Below are 12696 nucleotides of genomic sequence, written 5' to 3' on the forward strand. Positions count from 1 at the left end.
TGAGGCCGACCACGCTGGGTGCGACCCCCGACCACGGCGCCGGACGGGGCGTGTCCGAAGTGACACGCAATTCGAACAAGTGATCTAATGCCGGTATGGACGTGACCGACTTCCCCGACGACCTGGTGCAGACGCAAGCAGCCTGGAACGCCACCTACGAAGCGCTCGCCGCACCCCGCCCCCGCGACACCACCGCCCTGCGCCGCCGCCTGCTGCGCCTGTCCGTACGGCTGTGGTGGCACCCCTACTGGGAGACCGCCCCCTCGGCGCCGACGGCACGCTCCGAGCTGCACCACCTCGCCCGCGCCCACGGAGCTGTCCGAGCCGCGTGACCGTCTCCCCGGTCGCCCAGGAGCACGAGGTTGCGCCAAGGGTTGCGCCTATCTGTTGCGCTGGATGTCGCGCCAAGGGTTGCGCTAGGTGTTCTGTCCACGGAGGTTGGTGACGGAGGTCTCGGCTGGGGGATCTTGAAATGGGTGAGGGCCTTCTGGCCTGGTGTGGATTGCGACATCTGCACCGGCGACCAGAGAGGCCCTCGTGCCCCACCGTAATGCACCCCTGACCGAGACCGGCCGTCTGCGGTTGGCCCGTTGCATCGTCGACGACGACTGGACGCTTCGCCGGGCCGCGGAACGCTTCCAGGTCTCCGTGACCACGGCCCAGCGGTGGGCCGACCGCTACCGCACGCTCGGCGAGGCCGGTATGGCCGACCGCTCCAGCCGTCCCCGCAACAGCCCACGGCGCGTCCCGGTCCGAACCGAGCGGCGAATTATCAAGGTCCGCATTCTGCGCAGGTGGGCGCCGGGGCCACGTCGAGGCGCGGCTGCGGCAGGACGGGTTTTCGCTGAGTGACGCGTTGTGGGAGGTCCTGGCTCAGGTGGGCGGGAACGTCGCGGAGTTGCGGCGCAGGATGCTTCGGGCCCAGGACTTCACCGGCGATCTCGGGGTGGGAGCGCATGCGCGCCAGGTGGGCGGGCAGCGAGGCCCATGGAGACGGGGAAGCAACAGAAGGCGCAGTACGACTTCGGCCAATGCACGCCGAACCGCGCCAGCAGGTAGTCCTTGCACTGCCGCCGGTGCCGACCCCAGTCGACGAGCGGGTGGACACCGGTGCGCCCGGGGATCTTCGAGGCGGCCGCGTCACCTGAGCAGCGCCCGGGCTCGTCGGCGTTGAAGCGCATGATCTGCCGGAACGGGCGCCCGCCCATCACGGCACGAGCCACCGGTCACCTACCTCACCCTTGGCGCGCAGGCTGCTTCTCTGCACTAAGTCAAATGGGTGTGGCTCCTTTGGAGGGGCGAGCGTACCCAGGTGCGTTCCGCTCTTCCCTGGGCCCGGCGGTCAGCGGTAGTAGGGCTCGACCGCGGCCCGTACCTCGTCGAGCAGCGCGGGGCCGACCTGCGGCACGGGTGGTCGGCTGCTGCCCGGCCTGATGTCCAGGAGCTGTTCGTTGGACAGGGCGAACACCACTCGTCGCAGTCCTGCCCATTGGATGACGGCATTGCACATCCCGCACGGCTGGCAGCTGGTGTACATGGTGGTGCCTGCTGCCGTCTGCGCGTCGAGTTCTCTTGCGGCCCACCTCGCCAATTTGAGTTCCGGGTGTGCGGTGACGTCGTTGTCGGTGAGGGTGGTGTTGTGCTCCTCGGCCAGGATCGTCCCGTCCGGTCCTGCCAGCAGGGATCCAAAGGGCGGGTTGCCGCTCGTGCGTGCCTTGGCTGCGAGAGAGATGGCCTGTCGGAGGAGGGTGTGGTCGTCGGGTGTGGTCATGACTGCTCCCTCGTGGTGCGGGATGGGGTGTTGGGCGGGAGAAGGTGCGCGGCCACGGTGGCGAGGGCTTGCCAGGCCGCCTGCGGGTGACATGTCGCGTGGGGGTCGCCCTGGTAGGTGTCGAGGACGACGGACTTGGCGCCCACCAGCCGCAGTTGGTCGAGGTCGTCCATGATCTGGTCGATGGTGCCCTCACCGGCGAGCCGTCCCGCTCCGTCGACCGGTTCCTTGGTGAGTCGCAGGGCGATGCGGGGAGCCAGGGCGGGCACGGGCAAGTGTTGCTCGTCCGCGTACGTCTGCAGCCTGCCTGCGGCTTCGCGCAGCCACGGCATGGTGGGGTGCAGCGGATGCCATGCGTCTCCGAGTCGTACGGCCCGGCGCAGCCCCGCGTCGCTGTTGCCGCCGACCCACACCGGGATCCGGCGGTCTCCGTATGAGGCGGTGTCCCTCCAGGCGGCCCGGATGTCCCGCAGGTGGCTGTCGGTCAGCTGTCCGCGCTGTGAGAACGGGATGTCGAGGGCGGTGAACTCCTGCCGCGCCCAGCCCACTCCCACGCCGAGGATCAGCCGGCCGCCGCTCAGCTCATTCAGACTGGCCGCCATTCGGGCGGTGAGCAGCGGGTGCCGGTAGGGAGCGATGAGGACTGTCGTGCCGAGCTGGATACGGGTGGTGAGGCCGGCCAGCCAGGACAAGGTGGTGAAGGGCTCGTAGAAGGGGGCCGGGTAGCGCTCGGCGACATCCGGCGTAATGGCTATGTGGTCCGAGATCATCAGTAGGTCGAAGCCCAGGCCCTCCACGGTCTGGGCCCAGCTTCGCAACACTCCGGGGTCGGTGCCCGGGCCGAAATTGGGGACGTTCACTCCGATCTTCATAGGGCCCAACCCTAGGCAGGGCGTATGGGTCGCCAGAAGGGATTCCCGCCTGTTCAGAGGCGGTTCGGCCGTGGATCCGCCGGTAGAATGGGCGTATGACCGAGAGTCTCGACGTGACGGACTGGGCGATCCTGGCAGAAGTCCAACGGGACGGCCGGATCCCGTTCACCGAGCTGGCGCGGCGGGTGAACCTGAGCGCGTCGGCGACCAAGGAGCGGGTGCGTCGGCTCGAGGAGGCCGGGGTGATCACTGGGTACCGGGCGGAGGTGAACCCGGAGCGGACCGGTTACCCGGTGATGGCGGTGGTCCGGCTCAAGTACCCGGGGCCGGGGACCCGGCACCAGCCGCTGCGCCGGCTGCTGGAGGAGCGCTCGGAGATCCTGGAGTGCCTTCGCACCACCGGAGACGACTGCTACGTCATGAAGGTGGTGGCCACGTCGATGGCCCACCTGGAGGAGATCGTTGACGAGCTGGCCGAGTTCGGGAGCACCACCACCAACCTCGTTCTCAGCCCGACGCTCCCGTTGCGCGGTCCGGGGGTGCTTCGGGTGCACACCGTCAGGTAGACGCTGACGTTGCGCGGATGCCACACCATCGCCGGGGCCCGGCCTGGCGTCCAGCAGCAGCGACCATCAACTGCCCGTCATCCGCTGTCACATGCGGATGGGGCCGAGGTCGGCGGCGGTCTGGGCCAGTGCGTGGAGGGTGGGGCTGTCGTCGGTGGATCGCCACGTGAGGGCGTAGTGGATGGTGGGGGCGTCGTGAACGGGGAGGAAGACGATGCCGGGGGGACTGTTGTAGCGGGCGGCGATCTCGCCCAGCGGGTGGACGCACTGTCCGGAGGCGACCAGGGAGAGAACCTCGTGGAAAGTACGCGCGGCGGGCCCGCGCGGGATACGGCGGCCGAGCGGCGTACGCGTGGGGACCATGGCCGCGATCCAGTACTCGGGGGCGGCGGGGCCGAAGTCGACGACATGGTTGTCGCCGAGGTCTTCCAGGGACGCGGTGCCGCGCTCGGCCAGCGGATGGTCTGCCGCCACGGCGAGCACGCGGCCTCCGGTCAGCACGGTCGGGCCGACCGTGAGGTCCGGTTCGGCCACCGGAAGCCAGAGCACGTGCGCGTCGTGCTCTCCGGTGCGCAGCGCGGTGAACGGGTCGCTGCCGTTGATCTCGCCGAACTGGACATCGCTGCCGGGGTGGCGGGAGCGGAAGGCCTCGATGAGGGGGCGCAGTTCGTGGCCGGCATGGCCGAACACACCCAGGCGCAGAGTCTGCCTCGTCCCCGAGCCGGACGCTTCGGCGCGGGCGAGCCCTTCCCGGAGTAGGTCGACGGCTTGCTGGAGGTCCTCGCGCAGACGCCGGCCGACCGGGGTCAGGGCGACGCGCCGGCTGGTGCGGTCGAACAGGACGACGCCGAGGCGCCGTTCCTGCTTGGCGATGGCCTGACTGACGCGGGCCTGGGACACATGAAGCCGCTCCGCGGTGCGTCCGAAGTGCAGCTCCTCGGCCAAGGTCAGGAAGATCTCGATGTCACGCAGCTCCATGCATAACCCCCACCCATGCATAACCGCCACATTATGAATAGCCCAAGGAACCTTACATTGTTCCGCTGTTCGCCCGCGCCGATGCTGGATCCATCACCACCGGACAGGCGGCACCCGCCTGACGCACACATGGATGGGGAGGGAAACCGATGGGCGACATGCGGGCCATCGCCGATCGCGTCGAGATAGAGGCGCTGCGAGCCGAGCTCACGGACGCGGTGATGATGCGTGACTTCGAACGCGCCGTCTCGCTGTTCACGCCCGAGGGCGCCATGCGCTGGCCGCACATCGACAAGGAGTTCGTCGGCCGCGAGCAGATCCGCGCGGGGATCGAGTGGGGCCAGTCGCTCTGGGAGTTCTTCGTGCAGAACGTCCACCCGGGCGTCATCCGGCTGGACGGCGACACTGCGGCCGGCCGGGCGTACATCCAGGAGTTCGGACGGATGCGCGACGGCAACTCGCACCTGAACTACGCCCTGTACCAAGACCGTTACGAGCGAACCGTCGACGGCTGGAAGTTCAGCGAACGCATCTACGAGGTCCGGTACCTGGACTCCACCCCGCTCCGCGGCTCGGCGCCGCAGCGCCTCGGTCTCAGCTGATCCGTCCCGCACGCCGTCACGGTGTGCGAAGTCGACATCTTGCGCGCCAAGTCGACCTCTTGCGTGCGCGAATTCCTGAAACGCGAATTCCTATACAGCGGAGGAAAGAAACCATGGCTGAGAACACCGAAGTCGTCGTGATCGGCGGCGGATACGCCGGGGTCATGGCGGCCAACCGGCTGACACAGCGCGACGACGTGACCGTGACGCTGATCAACGCCCGCCCGGACTTCGTCGAGCGGATCCGACTGCACCAGCTGGCGGGCGGAACGCACAAGGCCGTCAACGACTACCGGAAGGTCCTGGGCGAGCGCGTCCGACTGGTGGTCGACACCGTGACCCGGATCGACGCGACGAGGCGCCGGGTGGAGCTGGAGAGCGGCGACACGGCCGGCTACGACTACCTGATCTACGCGGTGGGCAGCGGCAGCGCCGATCCGGGCGTACCCGGAGCCGCCGAGTTCGCCCACCCGATCGCCACGTTCGAGGAGGCCCGGCGCCTGCGGTCGGTCCTCGACGCCGCTCCCGCCACGGCCCCTGTGACGGTGGTCGGAGCCGGTCCGACCGGCATCGAGACCGCCGCCGAACTGGCGGAGGCGGGCCGCACCGTGACCCTGGTCTGCGGCGGGCTGCTCGGCCCCTACCTGCACCCGAACGGCCGCCGCTCGCTCGCCAAGCGGCTGGCCGGCCTCGGGGTGACGGTGTCGCAGGGCCCCGGCACGAAGGTCACGGAGGTGACCGGCGACAGCGTGCGGCTCGGCGACGGCCGTGAGCTGTCGAGCGAGGTCACCATCTGGACCGCCGGGTTCGGCGTGCCGGACCTGGCCGCCCGCAGCGGGCTCAGCACCGACACTCTGGGCCGCCTGCTCACCGACGAGACCCTGACGAGCATCGACGACGAGCGGATCGTCGCCGCCGGTGACTCGGCGGCACCGTCGGACATGCCGTTCCGGATGAGCTGCCAGGCCGCCGGCCCGCTGGGCGCACACGCCGCCGACACGGTGCTCAGCCGCATCATGAGCAAGCGGCCCGCACCGATCGACCTGGGGTTCGCCGGCCAGTGCATCAGCCTGGGGCGCCGTGCGGGCATGTTCCAGTTCGCCCACAAGGACGACACCGCCAAGCGGCTCCACCTCGGCGGCCGAACAGGCGCGAAGGTGAAGGAACTCGTGTGCAAGCTCACCGTCAAGCAGCTGGTGAACGAGGCACGCAAGCCCGGCTCCCACACCTGGGCCAGGGGCGAGCAGGGCCGCCGACTGCTGCGGGCCCAGCGCCGCCAGACGGCGGCCACCGCCGAGCAGTCCGCCTGAACCGCGCACCGGCAGCCGACGTAGGTCCCGGCACTCGGCTGTGTTCTTTGTGCGGCGCGGCGCAAGTTCAACAGCGACGAAGCTGTTGTAGTAGGCGGGTGTTCATTGCTGAAGAGGGAAATGTTGTAGCCAACTCCGTTGGCTGGTAGGTGTATCGGTACGACCTGGAGTGTACCCGGCACTTCGGCGCTCGACTGATATGCGCCGGTGGTCAGCCGGTGAAGGACTCGGGGCCGAAACGGCCCCATACCCCAGCCTGCTGACGAGCCCGCCCGGCCGGCCAACCGGTGGCTCACCCTGCCCGCACCGGACCGCCTCTACGCCTGGCACGACGCGGGACGATTGTCTGCGGGGCGAGGGCCTGCTGCTCTGCCCGGATGTCCAGCTCGATGCTTTCCACCAGCACGTCCCTGGTGATGCGCTCGCTGCATCGAGGACAGATGTCACCGCGGCATCGCGGAGCAGGTGCGACAGGCTGCCGAGGACTCCGCGGTGCGGTGGTGGAGGTAGGCGGACCCGCCGTCCTGCGGCTGCACCACGGCATGCCGCTGGCCCGCCTGCTCGTCTTCGCTCTGGACGGGCCCCGCAGCGACGACGTCGCGTCCCACCCCTTCTACGGCCGCGAGGCCGACCGATGGCGGCCTTCCCGGTCGCCGCGGACGGCTCCTACCTCTACCTCTCCTCTACCTCTCCCCGCGGACCGGCGAGCACTACTACTGGTCCTCGGCCGGCTTCGCCCGCCAGTTCGTACGCCGCGTCTGCGCCGACCAGTTTGGCATCGGCGACTTCTTTGACTGGCGCGACCACCCCTTCACCGAGAACCGCGAGCGCACGTTCGCCGAACTGTCCGCCGACCTGCACCTCGCGGACGCCGCCTGACGAAGGGAAGGGGAAACAGCGCGAGGGCGATATCCCTGCCCCGCCCGTTACCACCCGCGAGGCCCTGGCCAAACGCGCCCGTCGGCTGTTCGAGGACGCCTTCTTCCTCGCCGCGGCCCAGCCGAACCGGAACTGGCACTGCCTGGCCACCGCGTTCTCCGTCTTCGACGAACCCCGCACCATCTACTGGGACCTGGTCGACGGCGAACGCAAGTATGCCGCGACGGCACCGGCCGCCGCCCGACACGAGGAGCGGGCCGCATGAACACCCCACCGATCTACCTCGACCACCAGGCCACCACCCCGCTCGACGAGCGCGTTCTGGAGGCGATGCTGCCGTTCTTCACCAGTGAGTACGGCAACCCTTCCAGCCCGCACCCCTGCGGACGCACCGCCGCGAGGGCGATCCGCACCGCCCGCCAGCAGGGCACCGACCTGGTCGGCGCCAAGAACGAGCTGGAGATCGTCTTTACCTCTGGCGCCACGGAGGCCAACCACCTCGCGATCGTCGGCGCCGCCCTGGCCGCCCGCCCGCACGGCGGGCACGTCGTCACCAGCGCGATCGAGCACAAGGCCGTCCTCGCCGCCTGCCAGCGGCTCGTCGACCACCACGGCTACACCCTTACCCGCGTCGGCGTCGACGCGCACGGCCAGGTCCACCCCGCCGACATCGCCGCCGTCCTCATCCCGAACACCGTGCTGGTCTCGGTGATGCACGCCAACAACGAGATCGGCACCCTGCAACGGCTCGCGGCCATCGCCGAGATCACCGCCCCGCGAGGCATCGTCCTGCACACCGACGCCGCCCAGAGCGTCGGCTGCGGACTCCTCGACGTCGCCGAACTCGGCGACGACCTGGCCTCATTGTCCGCTCACAAACTCTACGGCCCCAAGGGCATCGGCGCCCTCTACATCCGCGGCGGCACCCGCATCACCGCCCAGCAGACCGGCGGCGGACAAGAACGCGGACTGCGGGCCGGCACCCCCAACGTCCCCGCCATCGTCGGCTTGGGCGCCGCCGCCCATCTCATCACCACCGACGCCGTCCCGCCCCCGCCCCGCATCCGGGCCCTGCGCGACCGGCTTCAAGACCGCCTCATGGTCGCGATCCCCGGCGCCACCGTCAACGGTCACCCGTACCGGCGACTGCCCGGGAACCTCAGCCTCACCCTCCCCGGCATCGAGGCCACCGACCTCCTCGACCGCATCCCCGGCATCGCCGCCTCCACCGGCTCCGCCTGCAACACCGGAAGCGGCGAACCCTCTCACGTCCTCACCGCGATCGGACTCACCCGCGACCAGGCCCGCGCGACCCTCCGGCTCAGCACCGGCCGCACCACCACCGACACCGACATCGACCAGGCCGCCGACCTCATCACCCGCACCACACACACCCGGATGCCAGCGCCCGCCAGCGCGGCCTGACCCACGCGGACCGGGCCGCCCCTGCCCCGCCTACCTGGGCGGCTACCACACGCTGGCCGACGACACCGAGGTGGGCGCCATCGAACCGGTCCGCCGCAAGGACGGAAAGACCCGGTGGACGGCCATCCACCTGCGGCGGACGCTTGGCCGGGGCCTTTCCCGCAACGACCGGGACACCGCCGCCCGCGCAGTGATCGCGGCGGAGGACGCCTGGGTGCAGCTGCCCACGCGAGTCACGGGACCGCAAGGTGATCGTGCCGTTGGTGCTCACCGCCGTGTTCGTCATCCTGGTCGGGCTGTTGCGGAGTCTTGTCGCGCCGTTGCTGCTGCTGGCGGCGGTGGTCGCGGTGTGGGGCGCGGCGCTCGGTATCGGGGGGCTGGTGTTCGAGCCGGTGCTCGGGTTCGGGGGGGACCGATGCGGGGCTGGGGCTGTTGTCCTTCGTGTTCCTGGTCGCGTTGGGGGTGGACTACGGCATCTTCCTGATGCACCGGATGCGGGAGGAGTCCCTGCGCGGTGCTGAGCCGGAGGCAGCGGCGCTCACCGCGTTGCGGACGACCGGTGGGGTCATCGCCTCGGCGGGCGTGGTGCTCGCGGCGACGTTCGCGGTGCTGCCCACGCTGCCGATGGTGGGGCTGGTGGAACTCGGCTTCGTCATCGCGGTGGGGGTCCTGCTCGACACCTTCCTCGTGCGGACGTACCTGGTGACCACCGCGAGTGTGCTGCTCAAACGGCGGATGTGGTGGCCGGGGAGGCTGACGCGCGTGCCGGAGCGGACGGCTCCGCCGAACGAGCACGAGCCCGTCGACGCCGACGCCCACTGACCGACGGCGCCCCTCCCCTCCCGGAGGGGCGCATTCCTGGCCGAGGATGAAGCCCGTGCAGGCACCCACCACACCACCGGCGCCCCGGCCGCGGCCCGCCGAGCGGATCATGGCCGCCGTCAACCGCGACCCGCTGACCGCTCCACACGCCCTCCGCAACGACACCGTGCTCGCCGTCGTCGCCGCCGTGCTCTCGGCCGCCCTCGCGCTGCTGGTCGACGACGGCCGCAGGCCCGACGCGCTCGGCTGGGCCCTGCTGCTCGTCTCCCACGTGCCGCTGGTGTGGCGCCGCCGCCGTCCGGTGCTCGTCCTGATCGCCGTTGTGGCCTGCGTCTTCCCCTACCACTTCCTCGGCTACCCGCACACGGCGGCCACCCAGGCTGCGTACGTCGCCCTCTACACCGTCGCCGTCACCGGCCGGCCGCTGCGTACCGTCCTGGTCGGCATCGGCGTCATCACCTTGTCGGTGGGCGTGATGCTCACCATCAGCGTTCACGAGGCGCTGGGACTGCTGAAGGCATCCGGCTGGGTCGTCGCCGTGCTGTTCTGCGGTGCCGACGTGCGGTTCTACCGCCAGTACGTCGCATCGATCGTGGACCGCGCCGAACGTGCCGAACGCACCCGCGAGGAGGAGGCCCGGCGGCGGGTCGCCGAGGAGCGGCTGCGGATCGCCCGGGACCTGCACGACCTGCTCGCGCACAGCATCACCCTCATCGGTGTGCAGACCTCCGTCGCCGCCCATGTGCTGTCCGCGGATCCCGAGCGGCTCGACCGGGAGACCGTCGCCAAGGCCCTCGACGACATCGCCGAGACCTGCCGCAGCGCCCGCGGGGAACTCCGTACGACGCTGGAGGTGCTGCGCGAGCACGGCTCACCGGACGCCCGCGGCCCGCTGCCCGGCCTGGACGGCCTGCCCGACCTGGCCGAGGCGGCGCGGCTCGCCGGAGCCCGGGTCGAGCAGACCGTCCGGATACGGCAGGCACCGCCCGTCGTCGGCGCCGCCGTCTACCGCATCGTGCAGGAGGCACTGACGAACGCGGTACGGCACGCGGGACCCGAACCGGAAGTCCGTGTGGAGCTGGACGAGCGGCAGGGCGCCCTGCACCTGTCGGTGCGGGACGACGGCACCGGACCCGCCCCGGGCGGCACCCCGGGCTTCGGACTCGTCGGGATGCGGGAGCGGGCCCGCAGCGTGGGTGGCACACTCGACGCCGGCCCGCGTACCGGGGGCGGATTCGAGGTCACCGCGGTCCTGCCGCTGACCACGACGTGGGAGAGGAACGGATGACCATCCGAGTGCTGCTCGCGGACGACCAGACCCTGGTACGGGAGGCGTTCGCGATGCTCGTGGAGTGGGCCCGGGACATGCAGGTCGTCGTCCAGGCCGCCACCGGGCCGGCAGGCCGTGGAACTGGCCCGCAGCGAGCGCGCCGACCTCGTCGTGATGGACATCCGGATGCCCGACCTGGACGGCATCGAGGCGACCCGGCGCATCGCGGCCGACGAGGACCTGGCCGGCGTCCGCGTCCTGGTCCTCACCACGTACGACACCGACGAGTACATCGTGGACGCCCTGCGCGCCGGTGCCTCCGGGTTCCCGGTGAAGGACACCAGGCTGGCCGAACTCCTCGACGCCATCCGTACGGTCGCGGAAGGGAGCCCCTGCTGTCGCCCGGGCCCACCGCCCGGCTGATCGAGCGGTTCCTGCGCAGCCCCTCGGCATCGCAGACCGGCGGCCCCGAATGTCTGTCCGACCGAGAGCGTGAGGTGCTCACGCTGGTCGCGCGCGGCCTCAACAACACCGAGATAGCGGATTCCCTGGGCCTGAGCCCGCTCACCGCGAAGACCCACGTCAGCCGCATCATGGGCAAGCTGGCGGCGCGGGACCGGGCGCAGCTGGTCATCGTGACGTACGAGTGGGGACTGGTGACACCGGGGAACATCTGACGGACAGGCACGGTCCGACGCACCGTCACGTTCCGTCAGGAGAAGGATGAGCCTCCTCAGCCGCACACTCCTCGCCACCGCGGTCCTCCTCACCCCGCTCACCACGGCCACCGGCGCCTCGGCCGCTCCCGGCTGCACGTTCTCCGTCCCGTACGCCGGGGGCGAGGGCGGCTACGACACGCACCGCATCCCGGCCACGGTCGTCACCCGCAGGGGCACCGTCCTCGCCTTCGCCGAGGGACGACGCGGTGGGGCGGGCGACACCGGCGAATCGACGTCGTCCTCAGGCGCTCCTCGGACGGCGGCTGCACCTGGGGCCCGCTCACTGTCGCCGCCGCCGGGGGCGGGAACACCCGGGGCAATCCGTCCCCCGTCGTCGATCCGCGCACCGGCGCCGTCGTGCTCCTCACCTCCTACAACAGCGGCGAGGTGACCGAAGCCCAGATCATGCGCGGCGAGGTCACGCCCGAGCAGAGCCGCCGGGTGTTCGTGCAGCACAGTCGGGACGACGGCCGGCACTTCAGCCCGCCCCGCGAGATCACGTCGCAGGTGAAACGCCCGTCCTGGCGCTGGTAAGCGCTGACGCTCTCCCAGCGGCCCGCGGCCTACTCCGACCTGGTGCCGCTCGGCCGGAAGGCGGTGGGAATCCTCTACGAGACGGAAGCGCAGGGGACGTACGAGACCATCGGCTAATGTCACGTTGGCTGACCGGTGGGATGATCTTCGGGTCGATCAAGCTGGGAGGGTCGTCCGTGGGCAGTGCGTCGCTGTCGTACAAGGGGCACCGGTACCCGGTCGAGGTGATCTCCCACTGCGTGTGGCTGTACTTCCGGTTCCCGTTCAGCTTCCGTGAGGTCGAGGAGTTGATGCTTGAGCGCGGCGTGATCGTCTCCTACGAGACCATCCTCCGCTGGTGAGTGAAGTTCGGGCAGCGGTACGCCAACTCGCTGCGCCGTCGCCGGCCCCGGCCTGGTCACAAGTGGCACCTGGACGAAGTCTTCATCAAGATCAACGGCGAGCAGAAGTGCCTCTGGCGGGCTGTCGACCAGGCCGGCATGGTGCCGGACATCCTGGTGCAGAACCGGCGGGACAAGACCGCGGCCAGGCGATTCTTCCGTCGTCTGGTGAAAAGGACCCGTACGGTGCCGCGGGTGGTCGTTACGGACAAGCTCCGCTCCTACGGCGCCGCTCACCGCGAGGTCATGCCCTCGGTCGAGCACCGCTCGCACAAAGGGCTGAACAACCGGGCGGAGAACAGCCGTCAGCCGACGAGGCAGCGTGAACGGGCGATGAAGGGCTTCCGCTCCGCTGGAGGGGCGCAGCGGTTCCTGTCCGCGTTCAGCGGTATCTCACCGCACTTCCGGCCCTGCCGCCATCTGATGACCGCCCCCGACTACCGAGCCGAAATGACCATCCGCTTCGCCATCTGGGACCACATCACCGGCACCGCCGGCCAGCCCGCAACAGCCTGACCCAAGGTCGACACCCCGCCCCACCACACCCCGGTACACCATCAGGCACCCA

The 12696-nt window shown here is 70.3% G+C and carries 10 protein-coding genes and 5 pseudogenes; 12 read left to right on the plus strand and 3 right to left on the minus strand.

Annotated features, from left to right (window positions below):
• The first annotated feature begins 95 nt into the window (after positions 1–95).
• On the plus strand, positions 96–332 hold the full coding sequence (locus ACZ4YY_RS31890; protein ID WP_468298237.1) for a hypothetical protein: 237 nt from the start codon (positions 96–98) through the stop codon (positions 330–332).
• 205 nt (positions 333–537) lie between these two features.
• A pseudogene (locus ACZ4YY_RS31895) lies at positions 538–804 on the plus strand (leucine zipper domain-containing protein); the annotation flags it as partial.
• Between the two features lie 538 nt (positions 805–1342).
• Here ACZ4YY_RS31895 and ACZ4YY_RS31900 read toward each other — a convergent pair.
• Positions 1343–1771: a nucleoside deaminase gene (locus ACZ4YY_RS31900; protein WP_468298239.1), complete on the minus strand. Its 429-nt coding sequence runs from the start codon at positions 1769–1771 to the stop codon at positions 1343–1345.
• Positions 1768–2643 (minus strand): TIGR03619 family F420-dependent LLM class oxidoreductase, encoded by an 876-nt coding sequence (locus ACZ4YY_RS31905; protein ID WP_468298241.1) that lies wholly within the window; start codon positions 2641–2643, stop codon positions 1768–1770. The genes ACZ4YY_RS31900 and ACZ4YY_RS31905 overlap by 4 nt, the downstream gene beginning before the upstream one ends.
• 95 nt (positions 2644–2738) lie before the next feature.
• Between ACZ4YY_RS31905 and ACZ4YY_RS31910 the strand changes: the two genes are divergently transcribed.
• Positions 2739–3209 carry an Lrp/AsnC family transcriptional regulator gene (locus ACZ4YY_RS31910; protein WP_468298243.1) on the plus strand — a complete coding sequence of 157 codons (471 nt, stop codon included), beginning with the start codon at positions 2739–2741 and terminating at the stop codon, positions 3207–3209.
• Between the two features lie 87 nt (positions 3210–3296).
• On the opposite strand, the gene ACZ4YY_RS31915 is transcribed toward ACZ4YY_RS31910, so the two are convergent.
• Complete coding sequence (locus tag ACZ4YY_RS31915; protein ID WP_468298245.1) at positions 3297–4187, minus strand: LysR family transcriptional regulator; 891 nt, start codon at positions 4185–4187, stop codon at positions 3297–3299.
• A gap of 149 nt (positions 4188–4336) precedes the next feature.
• On the opposite strand from ACZ4YY_RS31915, the gene ACZ4YY_RS31920 reads away from it, so the two are divergent.
• From ACZ4YY_RS31920 to ACZ4YY_RS31960, 9 genes and pseudogenes are all read left to right on the plus strand, one after another.
• A complete protein-coding gene (locus ACZ4YY_RS31920) occupies positions 4337–4789 on the plus strand; it encodes a nuclear transport factor 2 family protein (RefSeq protein ID WP_468298247.1) in 453 nt (150 codons plus the stop codon).
• 113 nt (positions 4790–4902) lie between these two features.
• Entirely contained in the window at positions 4903–6099 is a 1197-nt protein-coding gene (locus ACZ4YY_RS31925; RefSeq protein WP_468298249.1) for an NAD(P)/FAD-dependent oxidoreductase, read from the plus strand.
• Between the two features lie 790 nt (positions 6100–6889).
• Positions 6890–7243, plus strand: a complete 354-nt coding sequence (locus tag ACZ4YY_RS31930) for a hypothetical protein (protein WP_468298251.1) — start codon at positions 6890–6892, stop codon at positions 7241–7243.
• The gene (locus ACZ4YY_RS31935; RefSeq protein ID WP_468298253.1) at positions 7240–8403 is read left to right on the plus strand and encodes a cysteine desulfurase family protein; all 1164 of its coding nucleotides are present in this window, start codon (positions 7240–7242) and stop codon (positions 8401–8403) included. The genes ACZ4YY_RS31930 and ACZ4YY_RS31935 overlap by 4 nt, the downstream gene beginning before the upstream one ends.
• A gap of 233 nt (positions 8404–8636) precedes the next feature.
• Positions 8637–9225 (plus strand): annotated as a pseudogene (locus ACZ4YY_RS31940) (MMPL family transporter); the annotation flags it as partial.
• Between the two features lie 46 nt (positions 9226–9271).
• Positions 9272–10513 carry a sensor histidine kinase gene (locus tag ACZ4YY_RS31945; protein WP_468298255.1) on the plus strand — a complete coding sequence of 414 codons (1242 nt, stop codon included), beginning with the start codon at positions 9272–9274 and terminating at the stop codon, positions 10511–10513.
• Positions 10510–11172 (plus strand): annotated as a pseudogene (locus ACZ4YY_RS31950) (response regulator transcription factor). The gene ACZ4YY_RS31945 and the pseudogene ACZ4YY_RS31950 overlap by 4 nt, the downstream one beginning before the upstream one ends.
• A 46-nt stretch (positions 11173–11218) precedes the next feature.
• Positions 11219–11745: pseudogene (locus ACZ4YY_RS31955) on the plus strand (exo-alpha-sialidase); the annotation flags it as partial.
• A gap of 143 nt (positions 11746–11888) precedes the next feature.
• Positions 11889–12644: pseudogene (locus tag ACZ4YY_RS31960) on the plus strand (IS6 family transposase).
• Positions 12645–12696 lie beyond the last annotated feature (52 nt).

Source organism: Streptomyces sp. NPDC030143 (genome assembly GCF_055573695.1).